Source organism: Thermobifida halotolerans, from assembly GCF_003574835.2.
GTDB classification, from domain to species: Bacteria; Actinomycetota; Actinomycetes; order Streptosporangiales; family Streptosporangiaceae; genus Thermobifida; species Thermobifida halotolerans.
In genome coordinates, this window is sequence record NZ_CP063196.1 from 3,836,895 (window position 1) to 3,857,745 (window position 20,851).

General features: G+C 72.1%; 13 protein-coding genes. 2 read left to right on the forward strand and 11 right to left on the reverse strand.

Annotated features, from left to right (window positions below; all coding sequences use genetic code 11):
- The 7 genes from NI17_RS17200 to NI17_RS17230 form a co-directional block, all read right to left on the reverse strand.
- Positions 1 to 2,232 (reverse strand): transglutaminase domain-containing protein, encoded by a 2,232-nt coding sequence (locus NI17_RS17200; RefSeq protein ID WP_243597533.1) that lies wholly within the window; start codon positions 2,230 to 2,232, stop codon positions 1 to 3.
- Positions 2,220 to 3,365 carry a DUF58 domain-containing protein gene (locus NI17_RS17205; RefSeq protein ID WP_068688098.1) on the reverse strand — a complete coding sequence of 382 codons (1,146 nt, stop codon included), beginning with the start codon at positions 3,363 to 3,365 and terminating at the stop codon, positions 2,220 to 2,222. Before NI17_RS17205 ends, NI17_RS17200 begins: the two co-directional genes overlap by 13 nt.
- Positions 3,366 to 3,408: 43 nt before the next feature.
- A complete protein-coding gene (locus tag NI17_RS17210) occupies positions 3,409 to 4,428 on the reverse strand; it encodes an AAA family ATPase (RefSeq protein ID WP_119267693.1) in 1,020 nt (339 codons plus the stop codon).
- Positions 4,429 to 4,431: 3 nt separating this feature from the next.
- Complete coding sequence (locus tag NI17_RS17215; protein WP_119267692.1) at positions 4,432 to 6,765, reverse strand: fibronectin type III domain-containing protein; 2,334 nt, start codon at positions 6,763 to 6,765, stop codon at positions 4,432 to 4,434.
- Positions 6,766 to 7,737: 972 nt separating this feature from the next.
- Positions 7,738 to 8,598, reverse strand: coding sequence for a type IV toxin-antitoxin system AbiEi family antitoxin domain-containing protein (locus NI17_RS17220; protein WP_147416957.1), 861 nt, complete (start codon positions 8,596 to 8,598; stop codon positions 7,738 to 7,740).
- A 1,587-nt stretch (positions 8,599 to 10,185) separates the two neighbouring features.
- A complete protein-coding gene (locus NI17_RS17225) occupies positions 10,186 to 11,673 on the reverse strand; it encodes a glycosyltransferase family 4 protein (RefSeq protein ID WP_147416956.1) in 1,488 nt (495 codons plus the stop codon).
- Positions 11,654 to 12,757: a hypothetical protein gene (locus NI17_RS17230; protein WP_147416955.1), complete on the reverse strand. Its 1,104-nt coding sequence runs from the start codon at positions 12,755 to 12,757 to the stop codon at positions 11,654 to 11,656. Before NI17_RS17230 ends, NI17_RS17225 begins: the two co-directional genes overlap by 20 nt.
- Before the next feature lie 408 nt (positions 12,758 to 13,165).
- On the opposite strand from NI17_RS17230, the gene NI17_RS17235 reads away from it, so the two are divergent.
- Positions 13,166 to 14,014, forward strand: a complete 849-nt coding sequence (locus tag NI17_RS17235; RefSeq protein WP_147416954.1) for a type IV toxin-antitoxin system AbiEi family antitoxin domain-containing protein — start codon at positions 13,166 to 13,168, stop codon at positions 14,012 to 14,014.
- Positions 14,014 to 15,141 carry a nucleotidyl transferase AbiEii/AbiGii toxin family protein gene (locus NI17_RS17240; protein ID WP_068688091.1) on the forward strand — a complete coding sequence of 376 codons (1,128 nt, stop codon included), beginning with the start codon at positions 14,014 to 14,016 and terminating at the stop codon, positions 15,139 to 15,141. The genes NI17_RS17235 and NI17_RS17240 overlap by 1 nt, the downstream gene beginning before the upstream one ends.
- A 63-nt stretch (positions 15,142 to 15,204) precedes the next feature.
- Here the strand turns inward: NI17_RS17240 and NI17_RS17245 are convergent, their stop codons facing one another.
- The 4 genes from NI17_RS17245 to NI17_RS17260 all read right to left on the reverse strand — a co-directional run bounded on the left by NI17_RS17245 (position 15,205) and on the right by NI17_RS17260 (position 20,836).
- Entirely contained in the window at positions 15,205 to 15,672 is a 468-nt protein-coding gene (locus NI17_RS17245; RefSeq protein ID WP_068688438.1) for a DUF4913 domain-containing protein, read from the reverse strand.
- A 32-nt stretch (positions 15,673 to 15,704) separates the two neighbouring features.
- Positions 15,705 to 17,315, reverse strand: coding sequence for a hypothetical protein (locus NI17_RS17250; protein ID WP_119268019.1), 1,611 nt, complete (start codon positions 17,313 to 17,315; stop codon positions 15,705 to 15,707).
- A 72-nt stretch (positions 17,316 to 17,387) separates the two neighbouring features.
- Entirely contained in the window at positions 17,388 to 19,205 is a 1,818-nt protein-coding gene (locus NI17_RS17255) for a type IV secretory system conjugative DNA transfer family protein (RefSeq protein WP_068688436.1), read from the reverse strand.
- A 5-nt stretch (positions 19,206 to 19,210) separates the two neighbouring features.
- On the reverse strand, positions 19,211 to 20,836 hold the full coding sequence (locus NI17_RS17260; RefSeq protein ID WP_234401642.1) for a hypothetical protein: 1,626 nt from the start codon (positions 20,834 to 20,836) through the stop codon (positions 19,211 to 19,213).
- Between the last annotated feature and the right edge of the window lie 15 nt (positions 20,837 to 20,851).

Genomic DNA, 20,851 nt, shown 5'->3' on the forward strand with positions numbered 1-20,851 from the left:
CTACGGTGTCCGCCAGAACAGCGGACGCGGATCGAACCACCACCCCCACCGCCGGAGGCGGCCCCGGCCTCCGCGCAGGTCCCGCACATAGGCGCGGACCTCCGCCACGGCGCGTTCCGCCCCCTGGGCCGTGACGCTTCCGGGCGCCCCGAAGGCCAGCGCGTTGACCGACCGGTGCAGGTAGCGCAGGCGGCGCGGGCCCTCCCCGGTCGGGTCCGCCTGCGCCGCGGTCCTGATCACGTCGGTCACCGTGGCACCGCGGCGCGGTCCCGCACCGGCCAGCCGCAGCGCCTCCCGGATCTCCCGCCAGGCGCCGAGCACCATGTCGGTCTCCGACCGTCCCGTGGCCAGCCGCCGCCTGGACCGGGCCGCCCGCAGCAGGGCGACGAGCAGCGCCGTGGTCGCGGCGGCCGCCGCGACCACGGCCGCCGCCTCCGGCAGGCCCGCCCCGGTCTTCTGAGGAGGGGACGGCGCGGCGATCTCGTGCGGCACCTCGTCCGGCCGTTCGGCGGCGGCCGCCGTGTCGGCGTCCGGGGCGCCGTTCGCGGACGTCTCCTCCGGGTCGCCGCCCGGTTCCCGCCCACCGGGGGTGACATCGAAGGGAACCCAGCCCGCGTCCTCGAAGTAGACCTCGCCCCACGCGATGGCGTCGCCGGTGGTGACGGTGAAGCCGCCGTCCTCTCCCCTCGTGCCGGAGTCGAACCCGACGACGACCCGGCTCGGCAGCCCGGCGGCCCGGGCGAGCACCGCGAACGCGCTGGCGAACTGCTCGGAAGTGCCCCCGCCGCCCTGCCGCCCCGGTTCGACCAGGAACCGGTCGAGGTCGGCGAGACCGTGCCCTCCGGGCGCCCACGGGTCGAAGGTGTAGCTGGTCCGCAGGTAGCGGGCCAGACGCACCGCGTGCTCGTAGGGGGTGCCTTCGGCCGTCGCGTGGCTGACGATCACGTCGACCGTCGGCGGCGTGCTCTCGGGCAGAAAGCGGTAGCGGTCGAACCGGGAGTCGGCGGGCGGCCGCAGGTCGGCCAACTCCTCCGGACGCCAGTGCGCCACGTCGCCGCTCACGGTGTAGCTCAGCCCCGCGGCCTCGCCGCCGACGGCGATGGCGGTGCCCGACTCCGCGTCGAAGCCCGCTCCGGCGGCGTCCAGCGACCTCGGCGCGCCGATGACGGGCAGCCAGGGGCCCGGGAGTTCCTCGACCGTCACCGTGGCCTCCTGTCTGGAGGCGTTGGGGGGCTCCGGTTCGGGGGCGGGCAGCAGCCGCCCCGTGGTGCGGTACCGGCCCTCCGGAAGCCAGGTGGTTCCGGTGAAGTCCGCCAGGGCCACCCACCGGAACTGGTTCGCCCGGTTGCTGCGCACCGTCATGAGCACGGTGTCGGGATCGGCCGCCCACGCCGACAGGTAGCCGAGGGGGTTGGGCGCCGGTTGCGCGGCGACCTGCGACCCGCCGTCTCCGCGCGGCCCGACGGGCTCGGCCCGCCAGCCCGCGAGGGCGACCGGCGCCGCCACCGCGACGGCGGCGCAGACCGCGACGCAGCCCAGCAGCCGGACGGTCCAGCGGCGCCCGCTTCCCGCCCTCCCGGCTCCGCTGTCCGCCTCCTCGAAGCGCGCCCCGGCGACGGCGGCACAACCCGCGGTCCGGTCCCCGGCGGACAGGGCGAGCAGTACGGCGGCCGAGCAGGCCAGCAGGCACGCGGGCCACACGGCCGCGTCCCCGCCCGCCGCGGCGGCGCAGACCAGCAGCACCGTTCCGGGGGCCAGGGCGGTGAGGGGACGGCCGGACCGCCACGCCAGGACGCCCGCCGTGCCGCCCAGCCACACCGCCAGGACCGGAAACAGCAGGGTGTCCACCATGAACGGAACCGGTGGGGCACCGTCCAGGAACCGGCTGCCCGCCCGCGGCAGCACGTCGAGCACGTCGGCCAGCGGGCCGCCGTGCCCGCCCGGCGCCCACGCGGCGAGCCCGATCGCTCCGGCGAACGCCACCGGGAGCCCGGCGAGCAGGGTGGCGGGCGCGGACAGCCGTCCGGCCAGGAACGCGGTCAGCGCCACGCCCGCCGCCGCCCACAGCACCAGGACCGCTCCGGCGCCGAACGGCGAAGTGTAGAGGGGGGCCACCGCGAGCCCGCCCGCCGCGGCCGCCGCCGCCAGCGCGACTTCGGCGACCGCGACGGGCGTTCGGGAGGCCGTCGCGGTCGCCGGGGTCGCGGTGCGCCGCAGGATCAACGTGTCCATGGGGCCCCGTTCCACACCTTGTCGAACTCCGCGGCGTCGCGCGCCGTCACCAGGGTGACGCCCGCCACCTCACCGGGACGGGGGTCCGGCCCCACGGCCGCCGCCACCAGTCTCGGGAAGCGGTCGCGCAGCGCCGCGAACTCCCGCAGGTCGGCCTCGCGCAGGGTGTCGCTGACGAGCACCACCGCCCCGCCGCCGCTCCGGGGCCGCAAAGACCGCAGCGCGGCCGCCAGGTCGGCGTTCGGCGCGGGGGCGGCCGCGGCCAGCAGGTCGAGCACGGCCGGGAGCCCGGCGCCCCCGTCCGCCCCGGGGCCGCTGGCCAGCACGAGGTCGCAGGGCAGCCGGGACAGGACCGCGGTCGCCGCGACACAGGCCGCCGCCTCGGCGGTCGCGTCGAGCCGTTCCCGTCCACCGGCGGCCCGGTCGTCGAGCAGCAGGGTCAGCCGCGTGTCGGAGGTGTCGGAGTACTCGCGTACCAGGAGTCGGCCGCTGCGCGCCGTGCTGCGCCAGTGGACATGGCGGATGTCATCGCCCGGAACGTAGTCGCGCAGCGCGCGGAAGGTGGGGCCGCCGACGTGTCCACCGCCGCGCACGCTGTCGGGGGTGCTGGCGTGCCCGGTCGGCAGCGCGCGCAACCGCCGCCAGCGCGGGTGCACCAGGACGCGGTCCACGGTTCCGCTCCGCCCGCCCGCGGCCGCCAACCCCAGGGCGTCGGTCCGCTCCACGCGCAGCGGACCGAGTTCCACGACGCCCCGCAGGGACGGCTCCAGGCGGTAGGCCGCTCCCAGCCGTCCCGTCCCCGGCGGGTCGAGGTCGGTCGGGGTGAGGACGATCTCGTCCTCCTCCCCCGGTCCGGCCACGCGCTCGCGCAACCGGACCGGGCCCGCCCGCCCGGCGCCCTCCACGGTCAGGCGCACCGTGACGGTGCGCCCCGGTTCGGTGCGCGCCAGCGGAACCCTCCGGCGTACCGCGACCCGGGTCGGACGGCTGCCCAGCACGAACAGGGCCGCCCCCGCGACGGCGAGAAGCGCGAGCGCGCCCAACAGGGCGACCCCCCGGTACCCGAGGAGGGTTCCGAGGACGCAGAGCACCAGTCCGCCGGCCGCGGCCAGGCGGCCCCTCGCGGTCGGCATCACGGCCTCCCCGCGGCGGGGGACCGCTCGGACGCGGCCCGCATCAGCGGTTCACCGCCTGCTCGGGTTGCGGCGCCGCGATCCCGGCGAGGACCTCACCGAGCACGTCGGTCTCCGTCTGCCCGCTCACCAGGGCTTCAGGGGTGAGCACCAGGCGGTGCGCCCACACCGGGGCGGCGAGGCGCTGCACGTCCTCGGGGATGACGTAGGGGCGTCCGCGGGTGAGCGCGTACGTGCGCGCCGCGCCGACAAGCGCCGCGGTCGCCCGGGGGGACAGTCCCAGCCGCAACCGGGGGTGGCTGCGGGTGGCCTCGGCGATGTCGCGGACGTAACCGTAGACGGTGTCGGCCGTGTGGACCCGGGCGGCCGCCTTCCGGACGCGGTCGAGCGTCTCCGCGTCGGCGCTTCCCTTCAGGCTTTCGGGCTCCGGCAGGCCGCCGCCCCGCATGATCGCGAACTCGGCGTTCCTGTCGGGGTAACCGAGGGACAGCCGCATCAGGAACCGGTCGAGTTGCGCCTCCGGCAGCCGGTATGTTCCGTCCAGTTCCACCGGGTTCTGGGTGGCGACGACGATGAAGGGGTCGGGGACGGCGTAGCGTACGCCGTCGACGGTGACGAGCCCCTCCTCCATCACCTCCAGGAGGGCCGCCTGGGTCTTGGGGGCCGCGCGGTTGATCTCGTCGGCGACCACGACGTTGGCGAAGACCGGACCGGCGTGGAAGTCGAACTCCCGGGTCTCCTGGTTGAAGACGTTCACTCCGGTGAGGTCCGAGGGCAGCAGGTCGGGGGTGAACTGCACACGGCGGTGGCTGCCGCCGAAGCTCGCGGCGAGGGAGCGCGCCAGTCGTGTCTTGCCCACTCCCGGCACGTCCTCGACGAGGACGTGCCCCCCGCACAGCAGCGCCACCAGCGCCAGGCGCGCCGCCTCGGTCGCGCCGACGACGGCCGAGCCGATGGCGGCGGCGATGCCGTCGACGGTGGCGGCGTGGTCGTTGGCTTCCGTCCCGGAGAGGGCGGAGGCGCGCGCCCACCCGGTGTCGTCGTTGTTGCTCGTGGTTGTCACTGGTCATCCCGTGGGTTGGTGTCCGGCCTCACCCGGAGTGTGGGCGCGTCGACCGGCGCATTCGGTGTTGCTGGGCTCGCTGGGGCCGCTGGCGGTCCCGGCCGCGTCCACCGCTCGCACGGTGAAGGAGTGGCAGCCCGGGTCCGGATCCCCGTAGATGGTGCTCTGGTACTGCTCTCCGTTGACCTCCACGGACTCGCCCACGGCGACGTCGCGGAGGTCGAGCGAGTCGTCCGCCGGGATGACCTCGTAGCCCACGGCGCCCTCCACGGGCGTCCAGTAGACATAGACCTGTCCGGTGTCGCTGAACGCGAACCACACGTTCTCCGGTGGGTCCAGCAGCGGCAGCGTCACGGTCGGGGCGGGGACCGCTGTGCTCTGCGCGCCGCCGCCGGTGCGTGCGGCGACGGTGAACGTGTAGGTTCCGCCCGGTTCCAGTCCGGCCAGTTCGATCTCGGTGTCGGTGGTGGTTCGGGCGGCGACGGCGCCGTGGTGGGCGGTCTCGCCGGACACGACGTAGTCGTGGGCTCCGGGGGCGGCGGTCCAGGTCAGCATGGCCGAGTTGGCGCCGGTGACTTCGACTTCCACGTCTGTGGGGGGCGGGGGCTCCTGTTCGCCGACCACGACCGGCGCCGACACCGCCGCGCTTCCGTGGCCGTGGGCGTTGACCGCCTGGACCTGGAACCGGTACGGGACGCCGTCGCGCAGGCCGTCGAGGACCACGCTGTGCTGCCACCCTTCCACGGTTGTGCTGCCGCCGTCCCAGCTCACGACGTAGCCGGTGACGGGGGAGGCCGGGGAGTGGGCGGGCTGCCAGGTGACGGTCACCCCGTCGGCCCCGGAGGACGCCGTGGCCGGGACGGGCGCTCCCGGGAGCGGGGTGACTTCTCCTCCGACGGGTGTCCCCCCGGTGGGACCTCCCACCGTGCCCACGGCCCCGGCGCCCGCCGCCGGGGCCGACGCGGGGATTTCCGGCGACACGCCCCCGGGGGCTCCGGGCTGCGGTGTCGGCGCCGGTCCGGTGGGCTCGGGCAGGACCGGGTCGACGCCGTCCTCCGGTTCGGTTCCGGGGTCCAGGTCCGGCGGGAGCGGGGCCCGTGCGGGCTCCTCCTCGTCCTGCTCCTGCGGGAGGGAGGGCTCCTGCTGCCCCGGTTGCGGCGTCTGCTGCCCGGGACCGGGGCCGGTCCCGGGTTCGGAGCCGTCCGTGGACTCGCCGCCCGGGCCGGGGGGCTCGTCGTACTTCTCGACCTCGGTGTCCTCCCCGGACGGACCGACGACCAGCGCGGCACCGGAGTCGGGGTCGTTGACGAACAGGTATCCCTCGCGCACCTCCAGGTCGAGGGGACCCTCGGCGCCGGGCACCTCCAGCGGTTCGGCCTCGCCGCCGTCGGCGTCGAACACCCGGACGGCGCCGTCCTGCCCGGGCAGGTAGACGCGGCCCTCGTAGGGGACCGCCGCGGCGGAGCCGACGTTCTCGGCGTCGACCACCGTGATCTCGGCCCCCTCGTGCGGACCGGCCAGGGTCAGGATGGCGTCGGCCTCGGGGACGGTCACCGCGGCCAGGGGGCCGGAGGTGCGCGGCGGCACGACCGCGTCCGCCAGGTCGACGGGGGACTCGGTCTCGGCCGCGACGCCGTCGCGCACCTCGACGATGGTGCCGTCGGAGCGGTTCACCACGAGGGGACCCCGGTCCCGCACGGTGAGCACGATGTCGTCCGCGGGGTCGGACACCCCGACCGCCCCGTCGGCCCTCGCGGTGCCGTCGGCGACCCGCACCCCGGCGACCGTCCCCTGGCTGGGGACGCCGACCCACAGCGTGCCGTCGGCGTCGAACGCCCCGCCCTCCAGCGGGGCGGGCAGTTTCAGCGCCTCACCGGTGGCCGTGAGGGTGACGGGGTCGATCGCGCGCACCTCTCCGGCGCTCCGGTCGACCACGACCCCGTACCCCCCGTGGAGGAAGACGCCGTGGTCCCCGTCCGCGCCCAGGTCGAGCCGTCCGGAGAACGCCATCTCCCCCAGGTCGACGGCGGTCATGCGGCCGGTGTCGAGGTCGTGCAGGATCAGGTGGTCGTCGGTCTGGGTGACCTCGACGCGGTTTCCGGCGGACTCGGGGACGTCGGTGACCAGGTCGACCCGCCCGTCGTGCGCGTCGGTGCGCACCAACTGGCCGACCGGGCTGCTCCACAGCCACACGTCGCCGTCGTAGAGCTCCACCGCGCGGCCGATCGCCCCCGCGCCGAACAGCGTGCAGGCCAGCGCGATCGTGAGCACGAGAAACGTGCTGGTGGAGGCGGCCCGACGTGCCACTGCGTACGCCGCGGCGATGCGCTGTCGCACAGTACCTCCACAGCTCGGGTCGCAGGACCGCGATGGCGGCTGGCCGGATATCAGCCCCGATAATACGGAGAAAAAACATTCGACGCATTCGGGAATCCACAACGGAGAACAGGGTCACCTCCCTCCTCACCGCTTCCCGGTGGACCGGTTTTCTCCGCAGGTCACAGGGCTGCCGGGAAAAACGGTCCCGCCCGCGCGAACCGCGCCCCTCCCCGCACCGGGGAAAACACCGCCCGAAGGCACCGGTTTTTCGAGGTGACCGCAGTTCGTGAATGGTGCCCTCGGCCTTTTCGGCGCCGCTGTCCGCCCGGCCTCAGTGAGGTGTGGCGGCCGCCTCCGCGCCGGGAACCGGCCGCGTGGAGAAGAGGGGTCGGCTGATCGGCCCAGGGCATTCCGCACCAACCCCCGCGACAGGCCACCACGGGCTGCCGGTGGCCGGTCGAGGCGCCCCCGGCGCCGAGCCCGGACACGGCCCCACCCACCCGCACCTTTGACAACGGTCCCGCCCCCCGGGGACACCGACCCGGGGTGACCGACGTCCCTGCGGCCCATCCCCCCGTGGAGGCGCGCCCCGAACACGGAGGTGGAATACCGCGCCTCTCCCCGGTCTCTCCGAGAAGACCCCGCGTCCACCGCAGAACCCCACACCCAAACCTCAGTCAGCGGAGCGTGCGGACAGCGTGGGAGGCCGCCACCGCCTTTCCCGAGGAAACCCCGTACCGTTCTGCTCCTCGGGGGCGCTCCTACGTCTTCACCGCCGTGGCGGTTTCCGGTCGGAACCGGGGGAGGGCCGCGACGGACGAGTTCTCCTCTCCGTTTCGGCTCCCTGGAGGGCAGCGATGAGCACGCGCGGTCAACCTCGTGGAGACGTGGTTGCGGATCTCGTGGGAAGGCGCGGTGCCGTTCGCCTTCGCGGCGGCGTTGGCCTTGCTGTTCAACTCCCGCCAGAAGTCGCTGCCGGAAACGGGACCGCTACTCATCGAGCACCGCTCTTCCGACCACCCGAGCCGCGATTTCCACGCCGAACTCCTCGTCATGGGCGAGCGGTCCGGCCACTCCTGGGTCCCGGTCCGGACCGGCCATGTCCTCCAGTGCCGCCGCCAGTGCGGTGCGCACCTTCTCCACCCGGTCAGGGAACTTGAGCGCGGCGTAGCCCAGGAGGTTGCGCGGCGGCAGCGAGGTGACCGGCAGGCGGCTCAGGAAGTAGTCCACGAACTTCGGCCCGGCGCCGGGGAATCCGTACTCGGCGGCCAGGGGCGCCAAGTCGCGGTACAGGTCGCGCAGGTCCACCAGGTCCTTGCGGACCGCGTTGGCCATGGCCTTGGAAATGCCGTCCGGATCATTCCAGTCGCGGACCAGGTCGATGATCGTGCGATGGGCCGTGGTCACCGCGACGCCCTCCCGCACGACCACCTCGTCGGGCCGCAGGGTTCCCCTCCTGAGAGCCGTTCCCGGTAGGGCGGTCCGCTCGTCGTTGACCGTGAACACCACCACGGGCGCGGGGGGACCGCTGATTCCGAGGACCTCGCAGGCCGACTCGTGCGACACCACGGCGTCCTCGTGGCGTGCGGTGGGACGCTCCCAGGCGAAACGTTCCTCGTCGAGTGCCATCCACGCCGCGTACCTGTACACGTGCTCGGGGGCGGTACCGCTGCCGGCGATCTGGTGGACGCTCCACCCCGGTTCCACGAGCAGGCCAGCCTCCGTGAGGCGGGCCAACTCCGCTCCGTCCACTCCGACTCGGCGCGCTTGGGCCGCGGTGACCATCCCGTGCTGCCGTGCGGCCACGTCCGACAGTTCACGTAAGGAAGAGACGAGTTCTGGTCGGTTCATGAGCTGGCCTTCTCGTTCGGGATCGAGACGCGGAGTCCGGCCGGGGGTCGGTACCGCAGTGGAAGCATACGGTCACCTGACCGGGCAGGGGCCGAAGACCCGAACGGCACTGCATGGGGTCCGGCCATCGTGGGGGTACCTGTCTCCTCGGGCCGTCACGGACGGCTGCGACGGGCCCTGGTCATCCCGGGGCCGTGGTGTTGGAGTCCCGCGTTCCTTTTCCGGTTCCCGCCCCTGAAAGGATGTCCGCTTCCGGCCATCGAAGCGACCGCAGCGTTCTCCGGGAAGGCGGTCTCACCTCGCTCCCCCAGCGACAACGCCCTTGGATGATCGCGCTCACCGCGCGGTTCCCGGAACCCGCAAGAAAAACCATCCCGCCCCCAACTCCGGACAAATATGATGAATGAACGGATTGGGAAACGCATCTCCACGAGCTTTCGGCCGTGGCGGCCCGTCACACGTTGGCCTGATGCCCGGCAGACGAGCGACATCGACCTGATGCGGACCGAGACCGTGCCGACCCAGGAGTTGGTCGCTGATCACAACGCCGCGCTCGGACTCGACTACGGGGATCATCTCGTCTTCGTCCCCAGAGATGTCGAGCTCATGGGGAACGGGACCACGGCGCGCATCCAGCACTCCGTGTACCTGGGTGGCGAGGAACTCATGGAGATCGGCAACGACGTGGTGCTGCCCGATCCCCTCCCCCTGCGGAAGCCACCGGAGACCACCGGGTTCCCAACCCACATCCACCCGTCCGGCGACGAGCGGGAGAATCCGGACCTGCCACTCATCTCCACCGCCGACACCCTGGCCCACAAGGCCGCGGGAATGTACACCCGGCATTGGCAGGGCGGTCCCCCGACCGGGTCCAAGACCTGGTCGACGCTCTTTTCATTGCTGATCGGGCCAGCTGGGACGGTCCCGAGATCCACACCGTCATCGGCGGGGAAATGGAGTGGAGGCGCGAGCACGGGAGGATTCTGGACGTGCTCGACCACTTCGAGGTATCCAACCCGGCGTGGCGGGAGGGGTTCGCCCGGTACGCGGAGTCCACGCCGGGACTCCCGTACAACTTCGGGAATCCACAACGGAGAACAGGGTCTCCTCCCTCCTCACCGCTTCCCGGTGGACCGGTTTTCTCCGCAGGTCACAGGGCTGCCGGGAAAAACGGTCCCGCCCGCGCGAACCGCGCCCTTCCCCGCACCGGGGAAAACACCGCCCGAAGGCACCGGTTTTCCGAGGTGACCGCAGTTCGGAAACAGCGTTGCCGCCCTGTTCGGTCCCCCCTTCGGAGACCGGCGGCCACGGTCATCGCCCCGTCGGCGAGTTGAGCGGCCCTTCCCCTCCGCGATCACATCCGCTTGGCCGTCCGCCCCTCTGTGGCGCGTTTCCGGAAACGGGGCACCCGCGGCCCCCTGACCACGTGCACCTCCCGAATCCCGCGGGAATCCGGGAGTGGTGTGGGCGGCGGGGCGACACGGCGGGCCCTCGGGGAACGCCCGTCGGAGCCGCGCCGCCCGCCCGTGCACGCGGCCGGGCAGGACCGCGTTCACCGCTGGTCATGGGGACCGCGTCGGTCGCCTCTCACTTCGAACGCGGTTTCCGACCGGAGAACGACGGGGGTTCGGGGCCTCTGCGGGCGGAAGCCGGCCTGTTGGCGCCACCACGGCCCGGACGGCCGGACGCGAATGGACCGCGCCCCGCCGGATGGTCCAGGGCGACGAACTCCGTGCCCCGTGCGATCTGTCCGCTCCGGGACGTGTCCACCGCACGACCGTCCGGCCCCAGAAGTCTCCCCCCGGCTCCCTGGACAGTGTGCCCGTGGGAGTCGACAGCGGAGCGCAATGACGCGTTGACCAGGGCTGTGGAGGCGTCACGCCAGGAGTACTCCTGCAGGACGGAGCGCAGTTCGGCAGCTCTGGCCACCTGTGTGGGATAGTCCTCGATCACGTTGCTGATCGCCCGCGCCCACTCCGCCACTCGCTCGTCAGGCCTGTCGTCCAGCCCCCGGTCGGGCACCACGAACGAGCGGCCGACTGCCTCTGGCACCCGGTTCGTGTCGGAGAGGAACTGCCCGAAGCCGCTCTCGGCATTGACCAGCACGGGAAGTCCGCGTGCCGCAGCCTCCGCGGCGACCAGGCCGTATCCCTCGGCCACCGACGGCATGACCGCCAGTTGCGCTCCGACGAAATCGGCTTCGAGTTCCGCGTCGTCGGAAGTGTACGGACGAATGTCCACGGCCTCCGCGCTCCCCAGGAGCGTAGCGGCACGCCTGGTCTCGGCCTCGACGTTCGACTCCGCAACCCCCCGGACCCGCAGGCGCACGTCGACTCCGTTCTGGCGCAGTTCCCCCACTGTCCGCAGCAGGTGATCGTAGCCCTTGATGGCGTCGTTGACCCGGCCGGTGAACAGAATGGTGGTGGACTGCCCCTGGACTGGGACGACTGGCGCACCGGTGATCTCGGCGCCCGGAATCATCTCGTGGAAGGCCGGAAGCCGGGGATTGTCCGCAGCCATCTCCCGGGCCACAGCGGTGAGCAGGGGCCCCACACCGACCACCAGGTCTGAGCGGGCCATGACCTCCTGCTCGATGCGGGCGATTCTGTCCTGTTCCTCCTTCGGCCTTCCCTGGATCTGGGCGTAGCGCCTGACAGGCATGTGCACGAAGTGACCGAGCCGGGCCTCGGGATACCACCGTTGCTGGATCGCCATCGCGGCTGGCCCGGAATACCGGGAGTGTCCGAAGACAAAGTCCGGCCGCCACTGCTCCGGAGACGGAAGACCGGGAACGTCCGACGGTCTTCCGTTTCGGGCGACGTCGAGCAACCGCACGGATTCCCAGTCATCGGTCGCGGGGATGAGCAGGATCCGGGCGTCACCGTGGTCCTCGGTGGAACCGACGGTGAGCAGGGTGACGTTGACGTTGGGCAGCGCGGCGAGGTTCTCCGTGATCTTGCCGCTGGCGACCGGCACCCCACCCAGCTTGCTGCCGCGGCCGCTGACATCCGAGACCATCAGGATCTCCAGGGGGGAATCCGTGGTCGCACCGGGATCAACCGGCTGTGAGGGCACGGTGGAACCGTCCTTTCAGGAACACGTGGAGCGGGTGGGCGGTGAAGTGCATCATTCCGGTACGCATGCCGGGGGTCAGCCGGGCGGCAAGTTCGTCCAGGAGTTCGGCGGCCACCAGCGCCGCCGACCGGGAGACGGCGACCCGTGCCCCGTCGGGTTCCGGGGTCTCCAGCACTGGATCGGCCGCCGAGGCGACGCGGGGTGCGGTCACCCCCGCGAGATCGGAGCGCAGTTCGGCGGCGCGTTCGGCGAATGAGAGCGGCCGTCCCGCCTTCTCGTCCCAGCGGTACCCCTGGAGCAGATGTCGTTCCGGTTCGATGTCGGGATAACGCTCCCGCCATCCCGGGGCGGCCTCTCCTTCGGTGATCCTCACCAGGTCGGCTGCCGCGTCGCGGGCGGCGGCCCGCACCGAGAAGTCCGCCCCGCGCTGGACGGCGACACTGCCGGGTACGGCACGAGCCGCGGACCGGGCGGTCTCGCGCAGCCGGGTGTAGTCCTCCTCAGCAACAGTGACGGACCGCGTCACCGCCGAGCCGTCCGGGAGCGGTGGCGCGGTGCCCACTCCCTCCGGAGCCGGTCGCTCCGTGAGAGGGCCACGGAAGGCCGCGGCCATCTCCCGCACCGCCCCGGCCAGTTCTCCGGCCTCCTCCGCGATGACGCACGCGGGACGGCCCGGGGCCAGGCGCTGGTCGAGTTCGTCGAGCAGTTCCAGCACCGCCGTCAGCCACACGGCCTCGACGACCAGTGCCCCGCCGTCCGCCGAGGTGCCGTCACCGGCGCTCGTCGGCCCCCGGCCAGCGTCGAGGCGGGTCTCCCATTCGCGCACCGCGGCTCCGAAGGAGAGCGCGCGACCGTCGTCCGCGCGCCGGGAGACGAGGTGGAAAGCGGGGTCGACCGGCCCCGGAGGCGGGGCGCATCCGGTCGGAGCCACCGAGAGCAGGGTCTCCAGTTCACGCCATCTCCACGCACGTTCCCGAGGCCAGCGGTCCCCTCTCCACGCGACGCCTCCCTGCGCCCACAACATGCGGGCCGCCGCCGAGTAGAGCCGCTGATAACGCTCGGCAAGATCGGAAACTGTGGTCATGCCACCCTTTCTTTCCCGGATTCGTCTTCGGCCTGCCGCGTGGACGGTCCAGATTCCGCCGTTCCGCGGTCCGACGGAACCGTTTCCCTCCCTGCACCGCCTCGTGTGTCCGTGCCGGTGGCCGGTTCCGGCCGCCGGCACGGACCATTACGCGCTTCCCGCTCCCAGGATCGTTGGACTCCCCTCCGCGTCCGTCGGTTCCCGGGCACCGGAAAATTCTTGTGCCAACTCCCAGAGACATGAAGACTTGCACTGAAATCTCAAAATTCCGCAGCATCACGGCAGAAGTCCTTGATCAGGGTTCCGCACCTCCGTCCGTGTCGAACCGCAGAAGCGACCTTCGGCCCCACCCCACGCCGACCCGTGAAATCCGTTCCGTCTGTCTTTACCGCTCAATAGAGTGAGATCATGAACTGGGAGCCGTCTTTCTATGAGTTGTCGACCATCGCGGCCCGCCAACAGGGTCTTGTCACCGCTGCCCAGGCCAGGCGCGTGGAAGTCTCCCCCGACGCACTCGACCATTTCCGCAAGATCGGCCTGATATCGGAAATCGATTCGTCGGTGTTCCAACTCGTGAGCAGTCTGGCCGATCCGATCTACGCCTATCCCTACGCCGCCTGGCTGGCTCTCTCTCCGGAGCGCTACGCCTGGGAGCGCGCCGCGACCCCCCACGAGGACGCCGTGCTCTCACATCACTCCGCGGCCCAACTGTTCCGTCTCGGCGCTCCCTCACCGTCGAACACCGTGTTCACCGCTCCGACAGAGATGGAGGCGCCGCCCGCCACGGCGATCCGGGTGTCCCCCCTCGCTCCGCACGAGGTCACCACAGAGGGCGGCGTCCCCGTCACCACTCCACACCGCACCATCGTCGACCTGGTCTGTGGAGGCCTCAGCCATGACGAGGTCGGCGGAGTCATGGTCAGCGCCGTCCGGCGCGACCTCGTCGACATCCGGATGCTGTATGCCGACCTCGCTCCCTTCGCTGACCGATATGCCTTCCCCGCAGACGGCCCCGGGTTCGTCGACCACTTCCTGGCCGACCTTCTCACAGCGTCACCTGTCCCGAAACTGTCCCCTCGCAACCTGCGGGGCCTCGCGGAACTCCGGTTCCCCGACAACGTGCGGGAGACGGAGGACGCCCTGAGAACGCTGGCAGCCGACCGCATCGGCTCTGCCTTCGCCGTACTGGCGGAAGACCCGGACTTCGCCCGTGAGATCGCGGCGGAGGTCGTCGGCCGGAAGGGGCTGCGTGGGTAATGGACAACGGTGCCCACTCCTACACCTCGTTCTGGAGAGAACTGAACGAGAAGGTCCAGGAACACGCCCGCCGGCGCGGCACCTCGCCTCGGAGCGAACTGCACCAGTGGGTCCTGCAACGGGTCATGGTCAGACTCTTCGACACCCAACCTGACGACTGGGTGGTCAAAGGCGGGCAGACACTCCTGGCGCGCTGGCCCGACGCACGCTCGACCGGCGACGTCGACCTGGTCTCCGCCGAGGAGACGACCTCCGACACCCTGGTGAACCGCTACAACCACGCTCTCAGCCGCGACTACGGGGACTATCTCACCTTCGTTCCGGACGAGATCGACCGCGGCATCATGGGCACCGGCAAGGCCGCGCGGATGCGCCACATCGCCTACTTCGGCGATATGAGACTCATGGAGGTACAGACCGACGCCGTACCGCCGGACAGCCGTCCGAAGTGGAAAGGTCTGGAGCAGGTTCCCTTCCCCGAGCAGATCCACGGATCGGGCACCGAACAGGAGAACCCGGATCTGCGGATACTGTCGGCCCACGATGCGCTTCTGCACAAGATCACGGGCATATTCATGAAAACCTGGCGCGGCGAGGCACCGGTCAGGAGCCAGGACCTGGTCGACACCCTCTTCCTCGCGGACCGGCTCGCCCTGGACGGCCCCGAGGCCCACGCCATGCTCCAGAAGGAAATCGCCTACCAGCACTCCCAACACGACCGGCTTGCGATCCCCGACCGCTTCGAGGTGCCCAACCCGGCGTGGCGGGAGGGGTTCGCCCAGCACGCGGAGTCCACGCCGGGACTCCCGTACAAGACGCTCGACCAGGCGGTTCCCGCCGCGCAGCGGTTCCTCGACCCGCTGTTGGCCGCGGAACCGCCCCAGGCCGACTGGGACCCGCAGCGTCGGCAGTGGGTGGAGCGGTCCGCCCAGGACAGCAGGGGCACCACGGCGCGGCAGGAGCAGAACCGCCTGACCGCCCTCGACCACCCCCGCGGGGCCGCCCCCGACATCGGTGCGTTCCTCAGCGGACAGAAGGGGCGGTCGACGCCCTCCCGCGGTCCCCGTCAGACACCCGGCCAAGGCCAGGACGGCCCCCGCAGGCGCGGCCCGCGCAGCGGTGCGTGAGTCCGGCCTGTGACAGCGGTGGGGCCCCTCCCGGACCCGGGAGGGGCCCCACCGGCAACAGCCCTACCACTCGTCCTCGAACCAGCCCTCGGGAGCGGGGTCGGCCGGGAGGGGGCGGGGGTCCTGGTGGCGGCGCGACGTGCACTCGCGGAACGGACCGGTGTCGCCCATGATGTAGGACATCTGGTAGTCGAGGTGGTCGCGGTACCACACCGCCATTCCGGTGCCCGGCTCCCAGCGCAGCACCTCCCAGGCGTGCCACAGGGCGTGGAAGCGGGAGACCGCCTCGGGGTGGCGCCACCACTCCTTGCACCAGCGGAACTGCCCTCCCTCGGGGCGGGTGTACATGGGCAGGAACCGGTAGGTGACGAATTCCTCGACGTTTCTGAAGACCGGCTTGGCGTCCGGCCCGCCGTTCTGCTGGAGTTCCTCCTCCTCCGGGTCGTACAGGTCCTCTTCGGGACCCGGCCGCACGCCGTCCTGTGCGGCGGCCGCGGTGTCGCCGCTCCGGCTCTCGGGGGTGGCCGTCATCGCTGCTGTCGTCCTTTCCTCGGTTCGCGGTCTCACAGGGTGGCGTGCCGCTCGGTGCTCTGCGTCTGGCGGCGCTCGTCGGGCGTGCGGCCCGACGGGTATCTGCTGAGGCTCTCCAGGGCCCGCTCGTCGATGTGGAGGTCGACCCCCCGCGCGTAGTCGGCCTCCGCGACGGCCCGGGGCGACGGTTCCGTTCCCGACCTGACGGCCTCGGTGAGCGCCAGGTCGTCTCCGGTGGACAGCCCCCGGGCGCTGTCGGCCGCGAGGGGCTCCTCCGGGGCGGATCCGGCCGCCCGCCGCTCCGGGAGGGGCCGGGCGGCGGGGTCGAAGGGGTGGCCGTCAAAGTTCCGGGACACCTCGACAAAAGCGCGGAGCGGCTCCCGCGTGTCCTCGAGCCGCTCCAGGAACTCGACGCCGGCCTCGCGGTTGGCTTCGAGCAGCCGGTCCCCGAACTCCGCGAGCGACCGCAGCGCCGGTTCCACGAGCACGGTGGGCGCCGTCTCCCCCAGGCCGCCGTGCGCGGTCCACGCGTCCAGCAGGTCGCGGATCTCCCGCTTCTCCATCTCACGCAGTCCGTTGGGGGAGGTGGTGACGCGGGCCCACTGCTCGGTGAGGCTGAGCGGCGCCCCGTCGGCGGAGGCCGCCACGTCGCCGGCGTACAGCGCGGCGTTCTCGGCCGCGCTGACCCGGTCGAGCGCCGCCGCGTCCACGCTGTTCCACCCGGTCCACACCGCCTCCCGCATCAGCCAGCGCGTGGACGCCTCGTAGAGTTGCGGCTCCCACCGGGCCACGAGTGTCTCGACGCGCCGCCGCGCGCCCGCGGCCTCGGTGTCCAGTGACGCGATGGCGCTCAACCACGCGGCGTTGAGGTGGTTGACCAGATCGTCGGTCGGCGCGGTCGCGGGGTCCCATTCCGCGAACCTCCGCCACGAGCCCTGCGGGTGTCCGGACAGGCCCGCACCGTCCGGGTCCCCGACAGCGGGGTTGACCACCGCGTACCGCCAGGCGTCCTCGAAGGCGCCCTCGAAGCCGAGCCCGTCGTTCCACTGCTCGGACACCCGGGTGATCAGCTCTTCCTGACGCCTGACGTGGCGCAGCGACATCGCCACACTCCGTACGTCCATCGTGGCCAGCACCCCGTCGACCGTCCGGTCGCCGTCCGGTCCGGCGACGTGCTCCCTGATTCTCGGCGGGATGCCGGGGTCGCGCGCGGCCGCGACCCGGATCGCTTCGGTGAGTCGGCGGTCCCCGGTTCCCGCCCGGGCGGCCCGGGCGATCTCGACGTTCACCGGGTTGGCGGTCCTCGGGTTGGCCACGTGCACGACCTGACCACCCTCCGTGCCGCTGCGCGCGGCCCGGTTCCGCAGCGCCCGGGCCAGCAGGGCGCCCGCGGCGAGCACGGCCATCCCGTCCCAGCTCCGCGCGCGCCGTCCCGACCGTCGGCCGGGGCGGACCCCGCCGCGCAGGAACGCCGTCAACACCTCCAGCACGGCCGCGCCCACCACGCCCGTGTTCTGCTGCGCCTGTTCGGCGACGGGGATGTCGAGATCCGCGCGTCGCGGCGCCGGGTCCGCGGGCGCCGCCGAGGGCCTGTCCCGGTCGGCGGCGCCGGACCGACCGACCGGTTGCCGTCCGTCGCTCATCTGTTCACCTACTCCTCTTCCGTCCTGCGTCTGTGCACCCCGGGGGCCTGGGGGCGACTTCCGTCATCGGCCTCACACGGTCCGGTTGTCGGTGTACCTGCGCTGCGCGCCCTCGGTGACCGACCGCTCGGCCTCCCGGATCGACGCACTGATCAGCGGCGCCTCCGCGCTTGTGTACCAGGGGCTCATCCGCAGCAGGGTCGCCTGGGCCGCGGTGGCGAAGAGCAGCGCCTCGCCCTTGCCGATCCTGCGGATGTCGGCGCCCTCCATGACCTCCTGGCGGCGCAACTGCACCGAGTGGTTGCCCTTCCCGTCGCCGTAGCTGAACGACGTGGTGGACACGTCGTGCTGGCCGATCAGCTTGGACAGCGCCTCGACGATCTTGTGGTCGTCCAGTCCGGCGCCGAACAGCTTGACGGTCGCGGCCGACCACATGGCCTCCATCCCGTTCTCCGTCCACACCCGCACCCCCTGGCGGTAGCTCTGCAGGATGGTGACGGGGACGATGCCGCGAGATCCCAGGTGGGAGTAGAGGTCGGGCAGGTCCGCGATCTTGCAGATGTTGGCGGCCTCGTCGAGCACCGCCACCAGCGGCGGGTCGAGCCTGCCGCCCATTCCCTCGGCGGCCTCCTCGGCGGCGATGAAGATCGCGTCGGTCATCGCGGCGATCAGCGGGGCGGCCGCCGAACGCGACTTGCTGAGCAGGTGCAGCGTCTGCCGGGACCGGACGAACTCGCGGGGGTCGAACTCGTCGACGCCGGGATCGTCCGGCGGGGTCACCCAGGCCATGATCTCCGGATCGTCCAGGCAGCGGGCCGCGGTGCGGGCGGTGGTGTAGATGCCGTCGCGCGTCTCGCTCACGATGTTCTGCGTCTCGCGCAGCGCCTCGGCGTAGGCGACGAACCCGTGGTCGAAGAGGATGTCGATCGGCCGCGGCTGCTTGGCGTCGTGCAGCCACTCGCCCACCCGCTCCATGCTCTCCCCCGCGAGCGCCGCGGCCAGCGTCAACTGCGAGATGAGCGCCTTCGCGGCCGGGCCCCACATGTCCTTCTTGGAGTCGTCGTCGTCGATCGTGAGCACGAAGTGGCTGGCCAGCCGGTAGGCGTCCTCGACGCTGCGGACGTTGCGCAGCGGGTTCCACCAGAAGGTCTGCGGCTGGTGGGTGACGTGCTGGGGGTCGAACAGCCAGACCCGCTCACCGGTGCGCTGCTCCCGCAGTTTCGCGGTCGCCGCCCAGACGTCGCCCTTGTTGCTGGTCGCCAGGGCAGGTCCGGGAGCGTTGAGCACGTAGGGGATGGCCAGGGCGGTGGTCTTTCCGGCCCGGGGCGCCATGTAGGCGAGGACGGTGTCCTCCCACGACGCGAACAGCCGCTTCCCGCTCCTGCCGTGGGGCATCTTCACGTCGCCGAGCACCAGCCCCACCTCGGCCTCCGGAAGCTCCTTCGGTCTCCTGCCCTTCAGGCTGGACCTGCGCAGCCGCAGCGCCTTCTCGGCGGCCTCGGGGAGCGCCAGTTCCGCGACGTCGGAGTTGTCCACGTTGAGCACGGTGACCGGGTCGTAGCCGCCGCCGATTCGGGCGCGCACCCGGGGCGCGACCGCACGGCCGAGCAGGACCAGACCGGTGGCCTGCGCGCAGCAGAACAGCACGACCAGGAAGGTGGGCGTGCCCGGCCACGCGCGGTCGGTGGCGCCGGTGAAGAGCCAGAACACCCACCGCGCGCCGAAGGGCGCGACCTCGCCCGGTGTGACCAGCGCGGCGAGCCACGCCGCCAGCCACACCAGGAACACCAGGCAGACCACGCCCCACAGTGCGAGCACGGCGAGCAGCGGCGGCGTGCCCGCCGCCATGACCCCGCCGCGCGGCTGGTACCTGTTCGTCTCCTTGGCCACCGCCCTCACCTCTTCCGGATCGCCTGGTCGGTGTCGTACAGTTCGAACTCGTCGCCGGTGAGCGTCATCTGCACGGGGATCCCCAACCGCTCGGCTCCGGTCTTGATGAGGTAGCGGCCCCGTCCGGGGTGCAGGGTGCCCGGCTGCCAGGAGTCCGGGGAGGACCACGACGACACCAGGTCCCGTTCCGGTTCGGTGAGCGGGGTGATCTGGTTGACCCGCGCCAGTTCCCGGGGCGGCAGTCCGGCGAGGATCGTGATGGCGGACCGGTCGACGAACCCGCGCGCCTTGGCCCGGTCCTCCTCGTTGGCCAGCGCCTCCAGGTCGCTCAGCGAGTGGGTGACCATCACCGACGCCATGCCCTTGCTGCGGTTCAGCCGGGTCAGCGAGTCGGCGTACTCGACCAGGCCGGGAGCGCCGCGCAGGGCGCGCCACAGCTCGTCCATGACCCCGATGTAGGACCGCGGCCGGATGACGCCCTGTTCGGCGAGCAGCGTCGCCGCGTCCACCATGCCGAACCCGTAGCTCCAGGTACACAGCATCGCGGCGGTCAGCAGTTTGTCTCCGGCCGCTCCCACCCGGGAGATGTCGACGCTGATCCCCGGGGCCGACAGGTCGATCGGGTTGGTCGTCGGCCCGTCGAACACCCCGGCCAGCGATCCGGTGCACAGCAGCCGCAGCGTGAACACCAGGTCGTCCACACGTTCGTCGTAGCGGTCCCCGCCCTCGGCGCGGGCCATGCGCCGCAGGTCATCGGGTCCCTCTTCGACAACGCGGAGCACGTCGACGACGGTGGGCGGGGTCTGCGGTCCCAGCCGCTCGTCGAGCAGGTCGATCGCGGCACCGAGCACGACCTCCTCGGCGTTGGTGATGCGGTCCTCGCGGACCAGCGTGCACAGTGCCATCATCAGCGAGATGCGCCGGGAGCGGACCTCCCACCGGAGTTGTTCGCGCTCGTCGGCGCTCAGGTGGAGCAGGGACGCGCCGAGCGGTCCGGCGTCGAGCGGGTTGATCCGGTCCATGCCCCGGCCGATCGTGACGACCTGCCCGCCCAGGTAGCGGATCAGGTTGGTGTAGTCGGGCTTGGTGTCGCCCAGGATGATCGCCTGCGTCCCGAAAGCGATCGCCCCGGTCACCATCCGTTTGACCAGCGTCGATTTTCCGGTTCCCGGTTGGCCGAGCACGAAGCATCCCGGGTTGGTGACGAGTCCGGCGCGCAGCCAGGCCAACGGGTCGAGGCAGACGACCTCGCCGGAGAGCAGGTCCCGGCCGATCGGGGTGCCGACGGCGGGCGGCTTGCTGCTGGTGACGAACGGGAAGAGGCCGCACGCCTGGGCGGTGGTGGCCTGGTACTCGGGGACGTTGGGGATGTTGACCGAGACGCCGCCGTCGCGGTGCGCCCAGCCCATGACCGGGGGCGGCATCTCCTTTCCGCTGTCGCGGGGGGCGGCACCGGTCCGCTTCCCGCCTCGTTCGCGCCCCGGACGCTTCTTTCCTCGGGCGGCGGCGCGCTGGGCCGCCCGCTCGCGCCGGGCGCGCGCCCGGCGCTCCTTGCGCTCGGCGCGGGACGGCCGCGCGGCCGGGGTGTTCGGGGCCGCGGGCTCGGTTCCGTCGCCGGTGGTGGAAACCATGCGGAATCTCCTGGG

Excerpts from the sequence above, each read along its gene's own strand:
- NI17_RS17200 (WP_243597533.1), bottom strand. The coding sequence starts at position 2,232 with ATGGACACGTTGATCCTGCGGCGCACCGCGACCCCGGCGACCGCGACG.
- NI17_RS17230 (WP_147416955.1), bottom strand. The coding sequence starts at position 12,757 with ATGACCACAGTTTCCGATCTTGCCGAGCGTTATCAGCGGCTCTACTCG.
- NI17_RS17250 (WP_119268019.1), bottom strand. The coding sequence starts at position 17,315 with ATGAGCGACGGACGGCAACCGGTCGGTCGGTCCGGCGCCGCCGACCGG.
- NI17_RS17220 (WP_147416957.1), bottom strand. The coding sequence starts at position 8,598 with ATGAACCGACCAGAACTCGTCTCTTCCTTACGTGAACTGTCGGACGTG.
- NI17_RS17245 (WP_068688438.1), bottom strand. The coding sequence starts at position 15,672 with ATGACGGCCACCCCCGAGAGCCGGAGCGGCGACACCGCGGCCGCCGCA.
- NI17_RS17240 (WP_068688091.1), top strand. The coding sequence starts at position 14,014 with ATGGACAACGGTGCCCACTCCTACACCTCGTTCTGGAGAGAACTGAAC.
- NI17_RS17235 (WP_147416954.1), top strand. The coding sequence starts at position 13,166 with ATGAACTGGGAGCCGTCTTTCTATGAGTTGTCGACCATCGCGGCCCGC.
- NI17_RS17260 (WP_234401642.1), bottom strand. The coding sequence starts at position 20,836 with ATGGTTTCCACCACCGGCGACGGAACCGAGCCCGCGGCCCCGAACACC.
- NI17_RS17205 (WP_068688098.1), bottom strand. The coding sequence starts at position 3,365 with ATGCCGACCGCGAGGGGCCGCCTGGCCGCGGCCGGCGGACTGGTGCTC.